We start from the raw sequence: 20,387 nt of genomic DNA on the forward strand, positions 1-20,387 counted from the left end.
TTATTTGATTTCGGCTGTGGAATTTGATTTATCTATTTTGTATTTACTAATAAATGTGTTAATGCTTGCTTTAATGGTGTAGCCTGACGTTCTAATAAGAAATTCAAATGGGTTTGTGTTGATTCTAATCCTCCTTCACGAATCCCTTTTTGAGTCATTACTAACATTGGAAGGTAGGCTTCAGGTACTCCTGCACCTTTTAACATTTCTTCATAAGAAGAGTCATCTACTTCTAATAAAGGAATTTCTTTTCCTAATACTTCACTTAATGTATCAACAAATTGCTGTTGTTTTAAATTTTCACCAGAAAGTTCATAAATCTTATTTTTGTGACGATCAGATACCAAAACATTCGCTGCTGCTTCAGCTAAATCCGGACGATATACCCAACCGATTTTCCCTTCTCCTGCAGAAGTCACCCAAGGGGCACCAGCCATACAGCTTTGAATTGTACCAAGTTCATTTTCTACATACCAGTTGTTACGCAGAATCACATAAGGAATACCTGATTCAATAATTGCTACTTCACGTGCTCTATGCATGCCTGCTAGGAAGAAGTCATTTCCTTCTGCTCTTGTAACACTTGGATAAATAATTTGTTTTACACCTGTTGCTTTGGCAGCTTCTACTGCATTTGTATGCTGACGTATAACTGTGTCAAAGTCACCAAATGTTGACATGATGAATAAACGATCAACATCTTTGAATGCTGAAAACAAGGTTTCTTGATTTTCAAAATCCGTTACACGTACTTCTAAGCCTTGTTCCTTATAGCTAAGTGCTTTTTTAGACTTGTCATCACGTACCCCAACAATTATTTCTTCAATTGATAATCTGGTAAGTAAATACTCAACAATTTTAGAACCTAAATTTCCGTTCGCACCTGTTACTAAAACTTTCATACAATCTCCTCCGTTACATACAGCGTTATTTTTGATTTTTGTATACATTACATATACTATTTCTTAAGAAGGATTTATGTAAGTAGGCACAATTTAATAACATAGTCATAAAAATAGTACTTAGCGAAAAAGGAGATTTTATTATGGCACGTTTTAGTTATCAAGATGAATCGGTTTCTGAAGAAACACAGCAAGAAATTTGTCCATTAACAGTTACCCAAAATGCAATTGCAGGAAGATGGAAAATCGTGATTTTGTGGCATTTAAGCAAAAATGAAATTATTAGGTTTAATGAATTATTGAGGATGTTACCTGGCATCTCAAAAGGAATCTTAACTAGACAATTAAGAGAGCTTGAAGAGGACGAGCTAGTACACAGAGAAGTTTATAAAGTTGTTCCACCAAAGGTAGAATATTCTTTAACAGAGCAGGGGGAAAAGTTTATACCTGTATTAGAAGCAATGCAAATCTGGGGTAAAGATTTACTAAATAAAAAAATAGAGATGTATGAAAAGCATAAGGGCTAATAAATTATTAATACCTTCCTATTGGCAATAGGAAGGTATTAAGTTTAAATTAAATACTGAACAATTTATTAATGTGAGTTGTACTGGAAAACTATCGTAATTCAGCCGTCTTTCTAATAACAATCTTATCAATATCATCCTCTTCATCACCAATAAATAATCCACGTTCTTTTAAATATGTTTCGAAGTATAAATCTGCTTCTGCACGTTCATCGTATGGCTTTACAGAAAGAACGAAACCTAATTTATTTTGCTCCTCTAAATGAGAAGTGGAGATGTAAGCCGGTACATTGTGGCGTAAAAAGAGCTCTTTAACCGGAATAATCATATCTTTCATTAATTTCGTTAACATACCCATTTCAAACTCAAAATTAAAGCGATCTATACTAGATAAATCCGCGAATACTACACCAATAAAACCTGTATTAAATACTTCTTGATATTCTACTTCTTCGTTACCGTAAAAATTCTTTTCAATTAAATAATTTATAAAATAAGAAACACCATCACTTTGTTCAAAAGGTTTTGTTGAAAGAACGAAGCCGATTTTCTTTTGTTTATGTAAATACACACATGACATGTATGCAGCGGTATTATGTTCTTTAAATAATGCACTCGTTGCTCCAGATAGACCATCTAGTACGTGATGCACAATTTGAAGTTTTTTACGAGCGAAATAATAGGATTTCTTTTGTAACTCCAATGTATCAATAAAGACAGAGCCGATAAAGCCTGTATTTGAAATAATAGGTGTTTGCTTTTTTCTTCCTCTGCGCTTTGCTTGAGTCATTGTTGAAATCATCCCTTCATGTACAAATAAAWTAAAAAGAACGTTTGTTCGTATATTTATATTTTACTATTAAAACGCACTAAAGTAAAGGGTTTTTGACGAAAAAACAATAAAAAAGACACCTATAAAAGGTGCCTTAAACGTTGCAGGGAAGAGGTTTCATCCCATTATTTATATTAAGATACAGATACAATCTCTTCTGTATCTTCTACATCTAAATGACAGTCCATAGTACGAACATCTTGATCTTCATGACTTCCGAAATAAATAGTAATTTTCATATGTATCGCTCCTTTATTCTAGGAATACCTAAAATAATTACTAGTAATGTTAATATTTATTATATACCACTTTTTTCATTCCGACAACGTTATATCATTTTTAATTCTTTTAGGGCGCAAAGAGTGATTTATAGAGATATTTTTATAGAAATAGGTACATTTCTTATATGATATATTTAATACTGAAGGATTCGAATACGAATTTTTATGAAAGGAGCAAAATGAATGAATTATAAACAGTTACTAATAGACAATTTTACATATAAAACCTCATATATTGCGCGGCAGGTAAATGAAATGGATGTAAAAGAAACGAAGGATTACATTACTGTCGACTGCGGATTACCTGCAGATACATTTAATATTATCACACTACTAAATAGTAATGTAACGGAAGGAATCGAGAAATTATATAAGGAGGTAGAATACTATAATCAAAAGAAATTTCCAATGAGTGTTTGGTTTTGGGATGATAAGCAAGAGCAGACTATAAAAAGCGAATTAATCAAACTTGGTTTAAAAGAAGCTGAAAAGAATATCGCGATGGTAGCAGAATTAAAAACAATTCATCCAAGAATAAACATGCCAGTAGGTTTTACGATACAAAAAGCATCTTCTTCAGGACAAATCAAAAAGTTTGGAGAAACGTTAGCTAATCTATTTGGTACATCAGAGGAAGGTAAAAATGTACAAGCATACTATAATCAAATTTCTTCTTTAAATTTATGGAATAGCGATAATATGAAACTATACTTAGGTCTTTATAAAGGTGAGGTAGTATCTGTTGGCTCTTTAGTATGTACGAAAGATAGTGTCGGTATTTATGATATAGCGACTAAAGAAGAAATGAGAGGAAAAGGTTTTGGCTCTACTATGTTTAATTTCCTGCTGCAAGAAGCAAAACAATTAAAAAATACGTATTGTGTATTACAAGCTTCACCTGATGGAATAAATATTTATAAAAAATCCGGCTTTCAAGCTTTAGGACAAATGACGGTTTTTGAAAATCGGCATTTATTTGAGTAAATCATCCAAGTCAAATTGTTTTAAATATAGGAGTTAACATACCGTTATGAAAAAAACATCTATAATTACAATCATTTGTTTCTTCACAGTAATAAGCATCTTTGTTTTTCAACAAGTAAATGAACAAAAATATACAAAAGCTATTAATCAATCAAATCATATTAAAAATATTGCGCATAGAGGGGCTTCTGCATATGCACCGGAACATACATTAGAAGCGTATCAATTAGGACAGCAATTAAAAGGTGAATATATAGAAATAGATCTCCAAATGACAAAAGACGGACATTTAGTAGCTATGCATGATGAAACATTAAACCGCACAACAAACGGTACTGGTTTTGTAAAAGATCATACATTAGATGAAATAAAACAACTGAATGCAGGTTCTTTTTTCAATAAAAAGCATCCAAATTTAGCAAAGAAAGAATTTGAAGATACTAAAGTTCCAATATTAGAAGAGATTATTGAAACGTTTGGACATAATGCTAATTATTATATCGAAACAAAATCACCAGATGAATATCCTKGAATGGAGGAAAAACTATTAGAAATTATTAATCACTACCAAATAAATGATAAAGTTATTATTCAATCATTTAGTGAAGAAAGTCTGCGAAAGATTCACAGTTTAAATGATAATATACCGTTAGTACAATTATTATCATATAAAAAAGCAGTTCAATTAACAGACTCAGAAATAGAAAAGTATAAAACATACTGCATAGGTCTTGGTATGAATTATAAATATATTGATGCAGCCTACGTAAAAAAAATAAAGAATTATGGATTAGAAGTTCATCCATTTACAGTAAATAATGAAAAAGATATGAAAAAGTTACTTTCTTGGGGCATCGACGGGATGTTTACTAATTATCCGGATCGTTTACATTCAGTATTAGATTTGAAAAGTCATAATTAAAAAGTATTATTCTTAAGGGAGTAATAAACAAAAAAGAATCCAATAAACATATTGGATTCTTTTTTAGTTCTATACGCCAAACTTGATATAATACAATATTGATTATTATTTTTCATAAGTTTTGTCAGAAAGTAATCAAAATGTAATTAATTGTTCCTTTCTTTTTTATATTTTTTTGATACACTGGCTACGAGAGGAATACCGATTATAGTAGGTAAGAACCAAAACCATATTGGTGGAAGTAGATTTAAAATAGGGATATACATACCAATGTTTACTAAAAGTGCGGTAACTGCACCAATATAAGAGCCTAACATACCTCTAATATGGTGTTGCAACCAATTTCTCCATCGTTTTTTTCTTGCGAGATATCCGTAAATCGCAAATGAATAGGAGATAATTGCTACATAAAATAAATATGCGATTTTATCCCAGTTTAAAATAGACAATATAATTGCAGTAAGGGTTATGACAACATAGGACGCATGGTATATTTCGCCCCATTCCGTATGTTTTCCTTTCTTTTTTTGAGCAACCATCGCTACAATACCAGTAATTAAACATATGGTTCCAAATAATATGTGTATGGTCAAAAGAATGTTGAAAATGCTCATAAAAGTTCCTCCTTTTTTATTTTTATAGTATTGCAGTATAGGAGAAAAGTTGAACAATATAGTTAGTTCGCCTTAATATATTGAAATAAAGGTACTCCTAGAACAAAATGGAATGATTAAATTTTTTCTCAAATTTAGTGAGACGATTATTACGTTAAATGAAGGAGAGACTTCTATGTTTACATCTATTACATATTTACAATCTGGGAATGATAAGCAACAAAAAGTTTACGAAGTTATTAATAAACTAAACATAATGGAGGATTTAGCTTTATATAGCCCTGTACTTTGCGGGACAATCCCTATTAGAGTTGATACCCTTCATTCTGACTTAGACATTGTAATGGAAGTACATAATTATGATTTTTTTGAACAGGAAATTAGATCATTGTATGGCTCATACGAAGGATTTGAAATGAAAAAGAAAATCATTAAGAATATCTTAACAATAAAGGTGAATTTTCAATTTGAAGGTTTTGAATTTGAATTATTTGCTCAACCGCGGCCAGTACGTAACCAAAATGCATATAAACATATGATAGTGGAGCACATGCTATTAATGCAGCACCCACACATTAGAGAAGAAGTAATTGAATTAAAAGAACAAGGGTTAAAAACAGAACCGGCTTTTACTCAAGTATTAAACATTGACGGTGATCCCTATAAAGAACTTATTTTATTAGGACAGGAAATGAGATTATGGTAAAAAAGGCACACAAAAAATCCTCTTTATAAAAAGAGGATTTTTTTATTATGCCATTAACTTACGAATCAAATTACTTAATATAATAATACCTTGAGTAATTTGTTCAGGGGAAGAATACCCATAAGATAAACGTATAAACTGATCTGATTCTTCTTCATAAATACGTCCCGGGTTAAAAAGAACTCCCTTTGATTGAGCCTCTGAAAATAGTTTTTTCATCGAAATGTTAGGCACTACCCTTAGCCATATAAAAAATCCACCACTAGGAATATCCCATGTAGTAATGTCAGCGCAGTACGTATTTAGTGCTTGTATCATTATTCGTCTTCGTTTTTTTAGGTGAATCCTTACGTTCGCTACGTGATCCTCATAAAACCCTTTACTTAACCATTTTGCAGCAACTCTTTGAGATAAAGAACTTGACCCATAGTCAGTTTGCATTTTTATGTCTGATAATCTCTCAATAACAGGCTCTGGTCCGATAATCCAACCAATCCTAAGTCCTGGGCTAAGTGTTTTAGATAGACTACCGATATATAAAACATGTCCATATTTATCCATCGACTTTAAAGGAGGGGGCGGTAGTTCATCCATCCATAACTCACGGTAAATATCATCTTCAATGATAGGCAATTGTTCTTTTTCGCATATTCTTAGTATTTCTTTTCGTCGATCCTTGGACATTAATACACCCGTCGGATTTTGAAAACAAGGAATCGAATATAAAATATTTTTCTTTTGACTATAATTAATTTTTCTTAACAAATCATTAGGGATAATTCCATGTTGATCCATTTGTATTCCAGAAAGGTGAATATTAGCCGATTGAAATACGTGAAGAGAATATAAGTAAGAAGGTCGTTCAAGTAAAACAGTTGACTCTCTATGTAAAAGACCGATTGATATTAATTGTAATGCCTGTAATGCACCAGAGACTATTAATATAGAGCTTGGTGATGTATTTATTCCAAATGATTTTACATAATTACTTATTGCTTCACGTAAAGGGAGATATCCTTTTTGTTCTTCATATCCGAAATAATCTAGTTCCTCACATACGTTACGCATAATGAATTGCATAGTTTCTAACGGGAAAAGATGAGGTGCAAGTTCTCCTTTACTAAGATGAATCAATTTTTTATTTGCTTCTGCTTCATTTATTTCTCGTACCATTAACTTGCTTGGTTTATGAATACCAGCCTTTACATATTCACTCCAATCGGGCGGGGGATTGGTGGCTAATAATGACCATGTATTATTCGTTACAATTGTTCCTGACCCGATTTGCCCTTGAATTAAGCCATCTGCCATAAGTTCTTCTAGTGCAGTTATTACAGTACTACGATTTACATGAAATAATTTCGCTAACTGCCGCTGGCTAGGAACCTTACTTCCAATCGGCCATTCTCCGTATTCAATTTTTTCTTTCATATAGTCTATTATCTGCCGATATTTAGGCAGTTTTTTATCAGTAGACATATTAAAAACTCCCTCATTCATTTTAAAAATGCAAAGTGGTTGGTTTTTTCGAGGATTAACTGGTTGAAGACATTGTATCAACTATTAAATATGATGAAAAGAAATAATTGGTAATTAGAAAATGGCTGGTTTATTGGAGAGGGAGAGAAAATATGCATAATAAAAAATGGGATTTTCGTATTGTATGTGCTCACGCTTTTACGATTCTTATATGGGGAACAGCTTTTCCAGGAATTCGGATGGGGCTTGAAGCTTACACCCCTGAACACCTTACTTTGCTACGATTATTAATCGCTTCTTTGATTCTTTTTCTGTTTTCACTTATATACAAATTACGTTTACCTGATTTGAAAGATATTCCAGTAATTTTTATATTTGGTGCTCTTGGATTTACAATTTATCATATTGCACTGAACTACGGTGAAAAGAGTGTGAATGCTGGACCTGCTAGTTTAATTGTATCAGTAACACCTATATTAACGGCAATTCTTGCTTCTGTTTTTTTGAATGAAAAAATGAAATTAAATGGTTGGATCGGTGGTGTAATTAGTTTTGTAGGAATTGCTTTTTTATCGTTAAGTCAAGGAGATTCCATTCAATTGAATAGTGGGGGATTACTAATATTATTGGCGGCAATTTCAGAAAGTCTATTTTTCGTTTTTCAAAGGCCATACTTAAAAAAGTACGGTTTCTTGCCATTTACAATATATACAATTTGGTCTGGTACTGTATTTATGCTTATTTTTTTGCCAGGGATTTATGAAGAAATTGTAGCAGCTCCTATAGAAGTTACCTTGAGTGTTATATATTTAGGTGTGTTCCCGACAGTACTGCCGTATATTGCATTAGCATATATTACATCCCATGCCAGTGCTTCTGAGGCAACAAGTTCTCTATATTTAACACCAGTAACTGCATGTATTATCGCCTGGATATGGTTAGGTGAGGTGCCAACCTTTGTTTCGATAATTGGAGGAGGAATTACTATACTTGGAGTTGTGATTGCTCATTTAACATTTAATAAAGATGATTATAAGCAAATTGAGAGTGAAAAAGTATGGTAAGACATCCCTGCGAGTATTTGCAATTTAAATGCAAAATTTCGGATTAATACAGGCTTTCAATTCTATAAATATAGTGAAAAAAATCTATATTAAAATCAGCTAGTCCAATATTTGTACGAGATTTAATTAAACTGGTAGATTATTTATCTGCAAAAGAACTAGCATAATGCTAGTTCTTTTTTATCAATACAATACTCACCATTAATATTTGCTTAGAACTGTATAGATTTAAATTATTTCCACATATACATAATTATCTTACCTATGAAAGGAGTGCATTTCTTGGAGAAGGTTTTATTTTTTGGAGACCCAGGTATTGATGATTCGTTTGCAATTATGTATGGCTTACTGCATCCTGAAATTGAAATCGTTGGTATCGTAACTGGATATGGAAATGTTGAACATATACATGCCGCTCATAATGCCGCATATATTTTACAGTTAGCAAACAGACAAGATATTCCTGTAATTAGCGGTGCAACAGGCCCACTTACAAATGAAATTACAACGTATTACCCTGAAATTCATGGACCAGAAGGATTAGGGCCCATCCATGTACCGGAAAGTGTGTTATCTATTCCTATATACAATTTTGGTAGTATTGCTGCGATTCTTGTAAAGTATGGAGAAGATTTAACAATTGTCGATGTAGGAAGATCTACCTCGTTAGCGATTGCTTTTAATTTATGGAACGACTTGATGTTAAATATAAAAGGAATTTATTTTATGGGTGGTGTCTTTTTAGAAGCAGGGAATGTTACTCCATTAGCAGAGGCAAACGTGTACGGAGATCCTATAGCAAGTCAAATTGTATTTCAGCAAGCGAAAAATATAACGTTATTCCCTTTAAATGTAACAAATAAAACGGTTTTAACCCCAAGTGTATTTACTTATATTTTAGTTAATACACAAAATCCATTTAAGCCGATTATGAAACCCCTGTACGATTATTATTTATCAGCATACCAAAAACTCAATCCATATATTGAAGGGCCATTATTACACGATGTACTTGCTATAAGCGGTTTAGTGAATCCTACATTTTTAAATTATACATCCCGAAAAGTGACTGTGGATATATGTGGCGAAACGAAGGGACAAACTTTTGCTGATTTTCGTCCACACTCTAAATCTGAAGGGGCGCGTATAGCGTTACAATTAGATGAGGAAAAATTTATTCAGGATTTTATGAAAATCATGTTATAAGTTGATGTCGAAAAAGGGAATCATTTCACTCCGTTGAATATAAAAGATAAATTCTCTTTTTAAAGGAGCTTAAAATAGTGAACGTCCAATTAAAAATTGTTACGAGAGAAAATTGGGAAGACGCATTAAAGTTACGAGTTAAAGAAAATCAAATCCATCTTGTTCCCGCAGTGGCAGTATCACTTGCTAAAGTATACATAAAACCAGATGGTGAAAATGTCGAATATATTCCATTCGCTATATATGATGGTGACCTTATAGTTGGTTTTATTATGCATGCTTTTGTGCGAGAGTCAACAGATATGTATTGGATTAACGGATTTATCATTGATGAAAAAGAGCAAGGAAAAGGATATGGAAAAGCAGCATTACAGGAAATCATTAACTTAATAAAAAATAACTTTAAAGAGTGTGAGGAAATTAGATTAACTGTCCATAAAGATAATATTTCTGCAAAGAAACTATATGAATGTTATGATTTTAAACCATTAGGAAATGTATATGACGGTGAGGAAGTATATCGCTTATTGTTGTTGAAATAAAGATGTACTGTTTTGAAACAATAAGTTGTTCCGTTAAAGGGTCATATCGCGGAGAATTGGTTGTACTAATTCATATAAATTATCGCAAACTCAATTCACGCAATTATTTAAACATTTTATTATAAAACAGTATTTATATATACTTAAACTATCATTAATAAAAACATCAATGGAGGAACTAATATGAAAGAAAGCAATAAAAAAGAGTTGTCACTAGAGCAACGTGAAGAATTACTACAAACATTGAAAGATCGTTTTGAGAATAATATGAACCGTCATAAAGGTTTAGAATGGGCTAATGTTCAAGAAAGGCTGGATGCTAATACTGAAAAGTTGTGGTCGCTCAACGAAATGGAACGAACTGGTGGCGAACCTGATGTTGTTGATTTTGATAAAGAAAAAGGCGAATATATTTTTTATGATTGTTCAGCAGAAAGTCCTAAAGGTCGTAGAAGTGTTTGTTACGATCTTGAAGCGCTAGAATCAAGAAAGAAACATAAACCAGAAAATAACGCTATTGATATGGCAACTGCCATGGGTATTGAACTATTAACGGAAGAAGAATATCGTACATTACATAATCTTGAAAATTTCGATATGAAGACGTCGAGTTGGGTGCAAACACCTTCTGATATTAGAGAACTTGGCGGTGCCCTTTTTTGCGATTATCGCTTTGGACATGTCTTTGTGTATCACAATGGAGCAGAATCCTACTATGCCGCAAGAGGCTTTCGTGGTTCGTTAAGAGTCTAAAATTTGTACAGGCAGGTAAATTTGAAGTAGAGAATATATTTGCTTAGGGAATAGTAGTGATTGCATACTTTAGCTACGGATTCGATTTTGAGGCCGCAAAGAATAGGGCTAATCAAACCTTATTGTAAAAGAATGAATCAACTAAAAATATTAAGAGTATGTTTTGATAATTTTCTTCATAAACATACTCTTTTTTAGAATCATTTATCAAAATTATTAGTTTTAATTAACGTATAAACGAGAACTTGTAAAAGGTACTCTTGCAATTATCAATGAAATTCACCCATATGAAACACCTATGATTTATATTATCCCGCTTTTAAATGAAAATTTTCGAGCAAGTATAAAGTGAATGATTAGGAGGAATACAAAATGAAAAGTAAATTCCATCATATTGTACGAGCTATCATGATAAAAGATGAAAAACTACTAGTCGCTGAATACATAGGCCATCACTATTTTTTACCCGGTGGCCATGTTGAAATTGGGGAATCAGCAGAGAATGCACTAATAAGAGAGTTACGAGAAGAACTTGGAGTAACTTGCAGTATAAAACAATTTTTAGGCGTCATAGAAAATCAATGGCAAGCCAAAGAAACCCTCCACCATGAAATTAACCACATTTTTGAAATAGATTCAAATGAGTTAAAATCCGATTTCACTCCAATATCTAAAGAGTCCCATTTAGCATTTCACTGGGTTGATTTTAATAAAGAAAATATAAATTCCTATACAATAATGCCGACACCTTCAGTAAAAGAATTACTAGAAAGAAAATTAAGTGATGAACTATTAACTTGCTGGATTAGTAACTTTTAATTGTCTCTATTTATATTAATTCCGTCCACTAAAAGAATATAAAGAAAATAGGCTCATAAACAAGGTACATCACCTAGTGTAAAGTCATATTTTGTTGATGTACGCATTTAGTCTATAGCCTTATTTCTACTTTATTTTTAAAAGTAAATAAACTCGGAAATTTGGACGGAATTTACATTTGTAAATGGAGGGTTTCATAATGAATGAGTTTCAACAAGAACTACAAGCGTTAAACCTTAATGCTTATCAACCTGGTAATGTTGTGTATTGGGATCAGCAACAAAATCAATATCCATATTACTACATTCAAGACGATGCACGTCGTTGTGGCGGATGCGGTGGCGGCGGACGTTGTGGCGGTTGTGGTGGTCGCTGTGGTGGTTGTGGCGGCGGACGTTGCGGCGGTTGCGTAGGTTGTGTAGGCTGTGTTGGTTGTTTCAGCTGTTCTAATTGCTGGAACTGGTGGATTATTTAAGTACTATAGATCAATAATATTTCACATGAAAGAAAAGTACAGATGCAAAGTTATAATGTATTGAAACTTTTCTTTCATGCTGTTATTTTTATATGTTTTAGGGGGATATTTATTTGTACAAATATGAAAAATTAATTTCATGGGTAGAAAGCATTAAAGAGACCAATCAAAGTTCTGCGGCAGTACTTTGTATTATTAAAGATAATAAGATTGTGCTAGAGCATTATAGTGGAACTCATTCAAATACTCCTACTAGTAAAAAAGTAACCATATCTTCACAGTTCAATGTCGCTTCCGCAAGAAAAAGCTATTTAGGATTAATGGTAGCTTATGCTGTTTATGAGGGGAAAATAAAATCTCTTAATGACGAGGCAGTAAATTATTTTAAAGAATATGATCCTTCATTACTTGGAAAGACAACGATAAGACATTTAGTAACTCATTCACACGGTTTAAATGAAACCGATGATGGGACAGCTTTTCGTGAATTTGAGCCGGGACAAGCTTGGGCGTACAGAGATATTAATGTAAGAATGGTGACGCAGCTTATTTATCACTTGTATAACAAAAGTTTTCCTGAACTATTAAAGGAGCGTGTATTCATACCTGCTGACTTCAAGGAAACTGGATGGAGAATAAAACAAGATGATAATTTAGTTAAGGTTGTTGTAAATCCAGATGAAGATGCAATAAGTAGTGTTGGTGCAGTAGATGACGGCTCCGAGAAAAATCTTTTTGTCTCTGCGAGAGAATTTGCATTTTGGGGTAACCTGCATTTAAATAAAGGGTTTTTAAATGGTAAACAAATTGTGCCAAAAGAAGTTATAGCACTTGCTACGAGCTTACAAAGTCCAGAGTATACAAATAAAGAACTACCTCAAAACGGGTTGTTTTGGTTCGTTCAAAATGAACCTTCTTTATTTAGCGAACTTGGTGAGCGAGTTCCTAAAGGTTCCTATCAAATATTAGGAATTACAGGACCAACGATATTAGTCATTCCAGAATATAATGTCGTCGTTGCTAAAATGTACAATAAAAGATACAACTATGGTGGGGATAATTATTTATATTATTTACGTGAATTTAGCAATTTAGTCGCTGATACATTTAGTAGCAGTAAAAATACTATGGTTAGGGTATAACTACTCCTATAATAAAAAGGAGTGAACTTTAATGAAAAATGAAGTGAATAAAAATAAAAAGCAAAATATAAAGGATGTAAACACAGAACAAAACGCGATTTATAGCGATCCGAAAGATGCAGCTAATATGCAAACTGTACCGCAGCCGAAAGACTTTGAGGAAATTGAATATTAATTTTCTCTCCGACTTATTTATGAAAGAAAAATACGTCTTAAGTCTCATCACTTTCAGCAAATTATTTGATAACATATATACATAAGCATTCGAAAATGTCTTATCTTAACAAAGCTTTCTTTAAATGCTGTATATAACCTACAAAAAGGCACTTCTTGATGAAGTGTCTTTTTGTGTAAGCTAACTCAATTTCCATTTTCCGTACAGTATCTTGCAATTTATCATGGATATACTAACTGTGAAAATTCATGTCATGATAAAAGAAGGGGACAGTTAGCATGAAACAAACATCTATAAATCCATTGCTAATTGTTCTAGGTACAATCATTGTTCAAATTGGCCTAGGAACAATTTACACATGGAGTTTATTTAATCAACCCCTTGTAAGTAAGTTTGGATGGAACCTCAATTCAGTCGCGATCACGTTCTCAATTACGAGTTTTTCTTTATCATTCTCAACTCTATTTGCAGGAAAGCTACAACAAAAATTTGGACTTCGTAAACTTATCGCTACTGCAGGAATTGTTTTAGGACTCGGTTTAATACTTAGTTCACAAGTTTCCTCATTACCATTACTTTATTTATTAGCCGGTGTTGTCGTTGGATACGCTGATGGAACAGCGTATATTACATCACTATCTAATTTAATTAAATGGTTTCCAAACCGTAAAGGACTTATTTCTGGTATATCTGTTTCGGCATATGGAATGGGAAGCTTAATCTTTAGATATATAAACGGAAATCTTATCAACAATCTTGGAGTATCACAAGCATTTTTATACTGGGGTATTATCGTCTTACTATTAGTGTTGATAGGATCATTCTTCTTACGTGAAGCAATTGTAAGTAACACTGCAACTGAAACATTACACAATGATTATACGCCGCGTGAAATGATGAAAACGAAACAAGTATATCTCTTATTTTTCATGTTATTCACATCATGTATGGGCGGACTGTATTTAATCGGTATGGTAAAAGACATCGGGGTGCAGCTCGTTGGTCTTAGTGCAGCGACTGCCGCAAATGCCGTCGCAATGATCGCAATCTTTAATACAATAGGTAGAATTATTCTTGGAACGTTATCAGATAAAATAGGCCGATTAAAAATCGTCTCGGCTACATTTATTATTATTGGATTATCCGTCTTCACTTTAAGTTTTATTCCACTAAATTACGGGATTTATTTTGCTTGTGTAGCAAGTGTCGCCTTTTGCTTTGGTGGTAATATCACCATATTCCCAGCCATTGTGGGAGACTTCTTCGGATTAAAAAACCATAGTACAAACTACGGGATTGTTTACCAAGGTTTCGGATTTGGTGCACTTGCAGGATCATTCATTGGAGCACTACTTGGCGGATTTCAACCAACCTTCATTACAATCGGTGTTCTATGTGTTATATCTTTCATTATCTCTATAGTAATCCGCCCTCCAAATGCAGACAAGAAGAAGGAAATAAAACAGTTAAATCGAAAAATAGCTTAATGCTAAGAAAGAGTCCTTATGCTAGGGCTCTTTTTCATTACAGCATAATGTATAAACAATGGATGCCATTCAAAAAATCTAATTTTGTCCCTGTACTTACTACATAACTAACATTAAAGAAGATAGGAAATTCCGATTATTAAATTGAATAAATAACATAAAAGAGCGTGCTAGTTAAAATAAAAATAGTAAAGCAATGGGTACAAGAAGATAGTGATTACATAAGAGAAAAGTAATTGAATATAACCAAAAGCAACTTTCAAATGAAGAAAAAACACCTTCAGAAACGGTTAGTTTTATAGTAAAAAATGCAAAAGAAGAAATAGTAGGAGGGATAACAGCAATAACATTCTGGCATCATGTATATGTTGACTTCCTATGGGTTTCTGAAGAATACAGGCATGAAGGTTATGGAAGCAATTTAATGAATCTTATTGAAGAATTTGCAATAAAAAAAGAATGTAGGCTAATCAAATTAGATACTTTTAGTTTCCAAGCCCCTAATTTTTATAAGAAGCATGGGTATAAAGTGATAGGGGTACGTGAAGATCATCCTAAAGGGCATAATCATTACTATTTAGAAAAAAGGTTATAAATGAATCATTAAAGAGTGTATTATGATTAATCTTTTTCAAAATATGCTCTTTTCTTTTGTGTGTCTATGAACACGATATCGTTTCGTATTAGTTATTTACTCAAATTACTTTTTATGAATCAAAACAATTTAATGATAGAATAAAATAAAGACAGAAAATTTTCACCATTCAAGGGGGTTACATATGAAAAAAGTAAATGTTACATACGCACTTCTATATGATGAAACTCATGAAAAGCTATTAATGGTTAAAAACAAAGGGGAAAATGGTTCTTATTACACTTTACCAGGTGGAGCAGTTAAATTCGGGGAAACGTTAGAAGAGGCAGCAATTCGTGAAGTGAAAGAAGAAACAGGGCTAGACATATCCGTAAAAGGGGTTTGTTCCATTAGTGAAGCCTTTTTTGAGGAGAGAGGACATCATGCAATCTTCTTTAATTTTTTAGGAGAAATAATCGGAGGGGAAATCTGTATATCACGGCCAAAAGAGATTGAGGAGATTACCTGGATGGAATTAGATTCAGCAGAACCTTATTTACGTATACCAGAACACTTAAAAAGCCTTTTACAAAAGAAAGAAACAGTTCCTTATATTTTTAATGGAACTATTATTCATCAATCTTCATAAAGATAGTATTTCATTTAAGGCGGGGGAAAAATGGAGTTTATCGTTAATCACAAACAATTTACACAAGCTCTTTCAGAAGTAAGTAAAGCTATCTCAACAAAAACTTTAATTCCTATATTATCCGGAATAAAGATAACAGCAGATCAATCTGGAATTACTTTAATCGCAAGTAATTCGAATATTTTCATTGAAAAATTTATACCCATTTCAATTGAAGACGAACAAATTACAACTATTTTAAAAGCAGGGAGTATTGTTGTACCAGCAAAATATTTCATTGAAATTATTAAGAAAATGCCAAGTGATATTTTAATAAAAAGCATGAATGAGCAGTTGATTACAATTCAATCTGATGAAATTACTTTAAACTTAAATGGATTCTCGGCAAATGAATTTCCTAATGTACCATTTTTAGACTCACATACAGAAATACAAGTAGAAACGGAACAGCTGATTGAGGTATTCAAACAAACTGTCTTTGCAGCTGCTAAAAATGAATCTAGACCAGTTCTTACTGGCGTACATATCGTTTTTGAGCATAATAAATTAATTTGCGCTGCGACTGATTCACATAGACTGGCTTTACGTGAAATATTAATTTCATCTCATGCGAAAGCAAATTGCATTGTACCAAGTTCCACTATTAGTGAACTACTAAAATTAATGAACAATAATTCAAATTTAGTATACATATATCTTTCAGAGAGTCACATTGTTTTTAAATTCGGTACAATTACGTTGTATTCAAGGCTAATTGAAGGGAAATATCCTAATATATCCGGCCTAATTCCAAATGAATCCCAAACGATTATTAATATAGATAGAAAAAAGATTTTACAAGGTGTAGATCGGTCAAGTTTATTGGCTAGTGAATGGGCAAACAACAACGTTAACTTAGAAATCATCGACGAATGCACAATACAAATCTCTTCTAATGCTTCTCAGATTGGTAAAATATCCGAGACACAACAAATAGATGCGATTCACGGTGAAAAGCAATTAAATATATCTTTCGACGGACGATATATGGTCGATACTTTAAAAGCAATAAAAGAAGATAGAGTTACTTTAAGTTTTGGTGGTTCCATGAGACCGATATTAATTGAAGCAGGTGAACAATCTGCAGCAGTATATTTAATATCGCCTGTTAGAACTTATTGAGAACAAAGGAAGGAATTAAATTATGTACAAGCACACTTTATGTTTTATCAAAAGAAATGAAGAAATACTTATGTTAAATAGAGAATATGATCCTGTAAAAGGATTATGGAACGGTGTAGGAGGGAAGATAGAAAAAGGAGAAACACCGTTAGAAAATGCAATTCGTGAAATAAAAGAAGAAACAAATATAGATGTTGAACAAAATCAAATTCAATTTAAAGGCATTATTAAATGGGAGGATTCCTCATATTCTGGTGGCATATATGTCTATTTAGTAGAGCTACTTAATGAATTTACATATCACACTCCAAAAAAAGTCTCAGAAGGAATTCTAGATTGGAAAGAGGTATCTTGGATTCTAAGTGACTATAATTACGGCGTAGGAGAGATGATACCTAAATTTTTAACTGAAGTACTTTATAATGAATTAATATTAGAGCACTCTTGCGTTTTATCAAATCATAAATTAGTAGAGTATAAGAATAAAGAATTAGCTAAGCAGACCAGCCCAATAGATTCAATACATAAATTAGTGTAAGCATGAACAGAAAATAGTTAGTGTAATCGAAATGTAACTAAAGATAAATTTTAACGTGAGGGTGAGTATTATGAAGAAAATAATCGCTTTACTCTTAGGTATTGTTCTAATTACTTTTGCTTTTTTTCATTACAATAAAGAAAGTTTAGTTCAAAATGATAAACTGTTTGTTGAAGACTTTAAAGGTAAAAATGATTCAAATAAAATTCAAGCAGCTATTAATAAAGCAGAATCAAGTAAAATTAAAACGGTTTTGCTCGATGATAAAAAGTATAAAATCACTTCACCAATTATCGTTAAACAAGGTGTAAAACTATTATTCGGTTATGGAACACAATTTGTTGTAGAGGGAAACTTTAGGGTTCTGGAACTAGAAAAAAATGCTTCTATTGAAGGAGCTTATATAGCTATTGACKATCCTAAATTTAATTCTGAAGTTATATATTTAGACGGCAAAAATAAGTACTATAACACTTGGAACAAAACACAAGTAAAAGATATTAACATTATCAATTGGACGGAAACGAACAAAGGTACAGGGATTTCTTTATACTCCGGTGGCAAAGAAAATGAGATTTCGTTTGTTAACTTCGAAAACATTAAAGTAGCAGGAATGGAAACAGGGCTAAAATTAGTAGCGAAAAAACCGAAAGCTGGACATTCCTGGATAAATGCCAACCGTTTTATGAACTTCTCTCTAGAGGATTGTGTAAATATGATTTATATGGATAGTAATTTAACTACGCCAAATGAGATTAGCGGGAATCAATTTACAAATCTACAAATACAACCTTCAAGTAAAACAAAAAATATTTTAAGGGTGAGTGGACAGCATAACGAGTTCAATGCAATGGTGTGGGATTTAAATAAAATTAATCACGAAAACGAACTCATTGAACTAACTGATAAGAGCATGAATACAGTCATTGATATTACCTCCGTGCCGACAAGTAGAGTTTTAGATAGCGGGAAAGCAAATATAGTAAAGTAGTAATTAGGGGCGATTAATATTTAATAGAAGGAGGGGCTCATGAAAAAAGAAAAAATGCAAATGCAATTCCAGTAGATAAAACAAAGAATATTAATAGATGAGTCATAAATGAATAAAAAGCGAACCATCAATATTAAATTGGTTCGCTTTTTATTATACTTACACTTCTCGCCACCAAGCAGCCGTAGGATAATCTTTAGATTGTAACGCAATAGCTTCACCGATTTGTGGCGTTGCAATATTAACCCCTAAACGATTTGCTTCTTTCGTAACACGTTCAATAGGATCACTCCATTCATGTAATGCTAACGTAAAAGCACCCCAATGAATAGGAACGAGCAATTCTCCTTTAACGTCAATATGGGCTTGTACTGTTTCTTCTGGCAACATATGAATAGCAGACCATCTCGTATCGTACTGCCCGCATTCCATTAAAGTAAGATCGAATGGACCATAATTCTCACCAATTTCCTTAAAGTGAGGAGCATAACCGCTATCACCACTAAAGAAGACTTTAGTTTCTTGACCAAGAATAAGCCATGAACACCATAACGAACAATCTCTATCTGTCATACTTCGTCCAGAGAAATGCCTTGCAGGAGCGCAAACTAACTTAATATTATCAAACGTAATTTCATCCCACCAATTATGCTCACTAATTTTACTAGGTGAAATACCCCATTTAATAAGATATTGCGCAATTCCCGTCGGAACATAAAAGTGCTTTGCGCGATCTTTTAACCGCATAATACTTTTGTAATTTAAATGGTCATAGTGATTATGCGAAATGATAATCGCATCAATTTCTTGAAGTTCATCATGTTCTAAAGAAAAAGCACCACTATACCGCTTACTATTAAACACAGGAAATGGGGAAGAGGCATCTCCAAACATAGGGTCTAATAGCAATTTTTTACCTTCTATTTTCAAAAGAGAAGCAGAGTGCCCAAACCATGTCACACTCTCTAAAGATTCATTATTTTTATTCGATAAAACAATAGGTAAATTCTTTACAGGACGTAGCTTTGTTTTCATTTTAAAGTAATCAGTCATTAAACCGATAATATCTTTCGGATTAAAACTTACATCAGTCGGAATTTGATTCATATATTTCTTTTTCATTAGTTCTCCTTTTTACGTTTAACAATATACGTATGTTGTTATTGTAGCTAATTGTAGTTTAAACGAAATCATTTTACCTTTCATCTTAAATGCAGTACATTTCATAAATTCTTCAAATTTATTATTTATATATAAATAATAGAATTCATTTAGCAGCAGCTAAAACTAATATTATGTATTTGTGAATTGTTTTGTTTAAGTAAATTCTTTCTTATAAACAACAAAGACCGTATGTTTCTTTATATGTTATAGAAGCAGGTAGGTAACTAATTATCCAAAGGAAGGAGAGTCTATAAATGCTTGAAGAAAGAAAAAAGAAGTCTAAATGTAAACTATCAAATAGCAATAACTAAATATAAAATTCTAGATAACCTTAGTATAGGTATTAACATAGCTATACTAAGGTTTTTTATTTGAAATCATTAAAGGATACTTATTTTTA

At 32.4% G+C, this 20,387-nt stretch carries 22 protein-coding genes and 1 pseudogene; 18 read left to right on the top strand and 5 right to left on the bottom strand.

Annotation, left to right across the window (positions count from 1 at the left end; translation table 11 throughout):
* Window positions 1-32 precede the first annotated feature (32 nt).
* On the bottom strand, window positions 33-902 hold the full coding sequence (locus AC1DS7_RS00285; protein ID WP_476998661.1) for an SDR family oxidoreductase: 870 nt from the start codon (window positions 900-902) through the stop codon (window positions 33-35).
* Between the two features lie 143 nt (window positions 903-1,045).
* On the opposite strand from AC1DS7_RS00285, the gene AC1DS7_RS00290 reads away from it, so the two are divergent.
* Window positions 1,046-1,429, top strand: a complete 384-nt coding sequence (locus AC1DS7_RS00290) for a winged helix-turn-helix transcriptional regulator (protein ID WP_012261013.1) — start codon at window positions 1,046-1,048, stop codon at window positions 1,427-1,429.
* Window positions 1,430-1,520: 91 nt separating this feature from the next.
* On the opposite strand, the gene AC1DS7_RS00295 is transcribed toward AC1DS7_RS00290, so the two are convergent.
* Window positions 1,521-2,219 carry a hypothetical protein gene (locus tag AC1DS7_RS00295; RefSeq protein ID WP_012261012.1) on the bottom strand — a complete coding sequence of 233 codons (699 nt, stop codon included), beginning with the start codon at window positions 2,217-2,219 and terminating at the stop codon, window positions 1,521-1,523.
* 506 nt (window positions 2,220-2,725) lie between these two features.
* Here AC1DS7_RS00295 and AC1DS7_RS00300 point away from each other — a divergent pair.
* Both AC1DS7_RS00300 and AC1DS7_RS00305 read left to right on the top strand, forming a co-directional pair.
* Entirely contained in the window at window positions 2,726-3,526 is an 801-nt protein-coding gene (locus AC1DS7_RS00300) for a GNAT family N-acetyltransferase (protein WP_476998662.1), read from the top strand.
* Between the two features lie 46 nt (window positions 3,527-3,572).
* Entirely contained in the window at window positions 3,573-4,448 is an 876-nt protein-coding gene (locus AC1DS7_RS00305) for a glycerophosphodiester phosphodiesterase (RefSeq protein ID WP_476998663.1), read from the top strand.
* A gap of 146 nt (window positions 4,449-4,594) precedes the next feature.
* On the opposite strand, the gene AC1DS7_RS00310 is transcribed toward AC1DS7_RS00305, so the two are convergent.
* Window positions 4,595-5,062 (bottom strand): DUF2306 domain-containing protein, encoded by a 468-nt coding sequence (locus AC1DS7_RS00310; RefSeq protein ID WP_476998664.1) that lies wholly within the window; start codon window positions 5,060-5,062, stop codon window positions 4,595-4,597.
* Between the two features lie 175 nt (window positions 5,063-5,237).
* Here AC1DS7_RS00310 and AC1DS7_RS00315 point away from each other — a divergent pair, with 175 nt between their 5' ends.
* Window positions 5,238-5,768, top strand: a complete 531-nt coding sequence (locus AC1DS7_RS00315; protein ID WP_476998749.1) for a DUF4269 domain-containing protein — start codon at window positions 5,238-5,240, stop codon at window positions 5,766-5,768.
* Window positions 5,769-5,813: 45 nt separating this feature from the next.
* Here the strand turns inward: AC1DS7_RS00315 and pdxR are convergent, their stop codons facing one another.
* Window positions 5,814-7,247 carry a MocR-like pyridoxine biosynthesis transcription factor PdxR gene (gene pdxR, locus AC1DS7_RS00320; RefSeq protein ID WP_040963165.1) on the bottom strand — a complete coding sequence of 478 codons (1,434 nt, stop codon included), beginning with the start codon at window positions 7,245-7,247 and terminating at the stop codon, window positions 5,814-5,816.
* A 152-nt stretch (window positions 7,248-7,399) separates the two neighbouring features.
* Between pdxR and AC1DS7_RS00325 the strand changes: the two genes are divergently transcribed.
* From AC1DS7_RS00325 to AC1DS7_RS00390, 14 genes and pseudogenes are all read left to right on the top strand, one after another.
* Complete coding sequence (locus AC1DS7_RS00325; protein WP_431186177.1) at window positions 7,400-8,311, top strand: DMT family transporter; 912 nt, start codon at window positions 7,400-7,402, stop codon at window positions 8,309-8,311.
* Between the two features lie 282 nt (window positions 8,312-8,593).
* Complete coding sequence (locus tag AC1DS7_RS00330) at window positions 8,594-9,517, top strand: nucleoside hydrolase (RefSeq protein ID WP_002189748.1); 924 nt, start codon at window positions 8,594-8,596, stop codon at window positions 9,515-9,517.
* 77 nt (window positions 9,518-9,594) lie between these two features.
* A complete protein-coding gene (locus AC1DS7_RS00335; protein ID WP_002168287.1) occupies window positions 9,595-10,059 on the top strand; it encodes a GNAT family N-acetyltransferase in 465 nt (154 codons plus the stop codon).
* A gap of 183 nt (window positions 10,060-10,242) precedes the next feature.
* Window positions 10,243-10,812 (top strand): DUF4256 domain-containing protein, encoded by a 570-nt coding sequence (locus AC1DS7_RS00340; RefSeq protein ID WP_002013217.1) that lies wholly within the window; start codon window positions 10,243-10,245, stop codon window positions 10,810-10,812.
* 372 nt (window positions 10,813-11,184) lie between these two features.
* Complete coding sequence (locus AC1DS7_RS00345; RefSeq protein ID WP_476998665.1) at window positions 11,185-11,631, top strand: NUDIX domain-containing protein; 447 nt, start codon at window positions 11,185-11,187, stop codon at window positions 11,629-11,631.
* Between the two features lie 199 nt (window positions 11,632-11,830).
* Complete coding sequence (locus tag AC1DS7_RS00350; protein ID WP_002032388.1) at window positions 11,831-12,106, top strand: heterocycloanthracin/sonorensin family bacteriocin; 276 nt, start codon at window positions 11,831-11,833, stop codon at window positions 12,104-12,106.
* Window positions 12,107-12,219: 113 nt separating this feature from the next.
* Window positions 12,220-13,248 carry a serine hydrolase domain-containing protein gene (locus AC1DS7_RS00355; protein ID WP_476998666.1) on the top strand — a complete coding sequence of 343 codons (1,029 nt, stop codon included), beginning with the start codon at window positions 12,220-12,222 and terminating at the stop codon, window positions 13,246-13,248.
* Window positions 13,249-13,279: 31 nt separating this feature from the next.
* The gene (locus AC1DS7_RS00360; RefSeq protein ID WP_002013225.1) at window positions 13,280-13,423 is read left to right on the top strand and encodes a hypothetical protein; all 144 of its coding nucleotides are present in this window, start codon (window positions 13,280-13,282) and stop codon (window positions 13,421-13,423) included.
* Window positions 13,424-13,701: 278 nt separating this feature from the next.
* Window positions 13,702-14,910, top strand: a complete 1,209-nt coding sequence (locus AC1DS7_RS00365; protein WP_476998667.1) for an L-lactate MFS transporter — start codon at window positions 13,702-13,704, stop codon at window positions 14,908-14,910.
* A gap of 179 nt (window positions 14,911-15,089) precedes the next feature.
* Window positions 15,090-15,505 (top strand): annotated as a pseudogene (locus AC1DS7_RS00370) (GNAT family N-acetyltransferase).
* A gap of 184 nt (window positions 15,506-15,689) precedes the next feature.
* On the top strand, window positions 15,690-16,133 hold the full coding sequence (locus AC1DS7_RS00375) for an NUDIX hydrolase (RefSeq protein ID WP_016101906.1): 444 nt from the start codon (window positions 15,690-15,692) through the stop codon (window positions 16,131-16,133).
* Between the two features lie 30 nt (window positions 16,134-16,163).
* Complete coding sequence (dnaN, locus tag AC1DS7_RS00380) at window positions 16,164-17,294, top strand: DNA polymerase III subunit beta (RefSeq protein WP_476998668.1); 1,131 nt, start codon at window positions 16,164-16,166, stop codon at window positions 17,292-17,294.
* Window positions 17,295-17,316: 22 nt separating this feature from the next.
* The gene (locus tag AC1DS7_RS00385; protein WP_016101908.1) at window positions 17,317-17,832 is read left to right on the top strand and encodes an NUDIX hydrolase; all 516 of its coding nucleotides are present in this window, start codon (window positions 17,317-17,319) and stop codon (window positions 17,830-17,832) included.
* 70 nt (window positions 17,833-17,902) lie between these two features.
* A complete protein-coding gene (locus AC1DS7_RS00390; protein WP_476998669.1) occupies window positions 17,903-18,823 on the top strand; it encodes a hypothetical protein in 921 nt (306 codons plus the stop codon).
* Window positions 18,824-18,982: 159 nt separating this feature from the next.
* Here AC1DS7_RS00390 and AC1DS7_RS00395 read toward each other — a convergent pair whose 3' ends face one another.
* On the bottom strand, window positions 18,983-19,945 hold the full coding sequence (locus tag AC1DS7_RS00395) for an MBL fold metallo-hydrolase (protein WP_215589075.1): 963 nt from the start codon (window positions 19,943-19,945) through the stop codon (window positions 18,983-18,985).
* Between the last annotated feature and the right edge of the window lie 442 nt (window positions 19,946-20,387).

The organism is Bacillus sp. P4_E1, assembly GCF_056401715.1.

Bases quoted from the DNA above. Each gene is read 5' to 3' on its own strand.
- AC1DS7_RS00340 (WP_002013217.1), top strand. From the start codon at position 10,243: ATGAAAGAAAGCAATAAAAAAGAGTTGTCACTAGAGCAACGTGAAGAA.
- AC1DS7_RS00395 (WP_215589075.1), bottom strand. From the start codon at position 19,945: ATGAAAAAGAAATATATGAATCAAATTCCGACTGATGTAAGTTTTAAT.
- AC1DS7_RS00365 (WP_476998667.1), top strand. From the start codon at position 13,702: ATGAAACAAACATCTATAAATCCATTGCTAATTGTTCTAGGTACAATC.
- AC1DS7_RS00345 (WP_476998665.1), top strand. From the start codon at position 11,185: ATGAAAAGTAAATTCCATCATATTGTACGAGCTATCATGATAAAAGAT.
- AC1DS7_RS00375 (WP_016101906.1), top strand. From the start codon at position 15,690: ATGAAAAAAGTAAATGTTACATACGCACTTCTATATGATGAAACTCAT.
- AC1DS7_RS00350 (WP_002032388.1), top strand. From the start codon at position 11,831: ATGAATGAGTTTCAACAAGAACTACAAGCGTTAAACCTTAATGCTTAT.
- pdxR (WP_040963165.1), bottom strand. From the start codon at position 7,247: ATGTCTACTGATAAAAAACTGCCTAAATATCGGCAGATAATAGACTAT.
- AC1DS7_RS00360 (WP_002013225.1), top strand. From the start codon at position 13,280: ATGAAAAATGAAGTGAATAAAAATAAAAAGCAAAATATAAAGGATGTA.
- AC1DS7_RS00310 (WP_476998664.1), bottom strand. From the start codon at position 5,062: ATGAGCATTTTCAACATTCTTTTGACCATACACATATTATTTGGAACC.
- AC1DS7_RS00290 (WP_012261013.1), top strand. From the start codon at position 1,046: ATGGCACGTTTTAGTTATCAAGATGAATCGGTTTCTGAAGAAACACAG.
- dnaN (WP_476998668.1), top strand. From the start codon at position 16,164: ATGGAGTTTATCGTTAATCACAAACAATTTACACAAGCTCTTTCAGAA.
- AC1DS7_RS00295 (WP_012261012.1), bottom strand. From the start codon at position 2,219: ATGACTCAAGCAAAGCGCAGAGGAAGAAAAAAGCAAACACCTATTATT.
- AC1DS7_RS00385 (WP_016101908.1), top strand. From the start codon at position 17,317: ATGTACAAGCACACTTTATGTTTTATCAAAAGAAATGAAGAAATACTT.
- AC1DS7_RS00315 (WP_476998749.1), top strand. From the start codon at position 5,238: ATGTTTACATCTATTACATATTTACAATCTGGGAATGATAAGCAACAA.
- AC1DS7_RS00285 (WP_476998661.1), bottom strand. From the start codon at position 902: ATGAAAGTTTTAGTAACAGGTGCGAACGGAAATTTAGGTTCTAAAATT.
- AC1DS7_RS00325 (WP_431186177.1), top strand. From the start codon at position 7,400: ATGCATAATAAAAAATGGGATTTTCGTATTGTATGTGCTCACGCTTTT.
- AC1DS7_RS00300 (WP_476998662.1), top strand. From the start codon at position 2,726: ATGAATTATAAACAGTTACTAATAGACAATTTTACATATAAAACCTCA.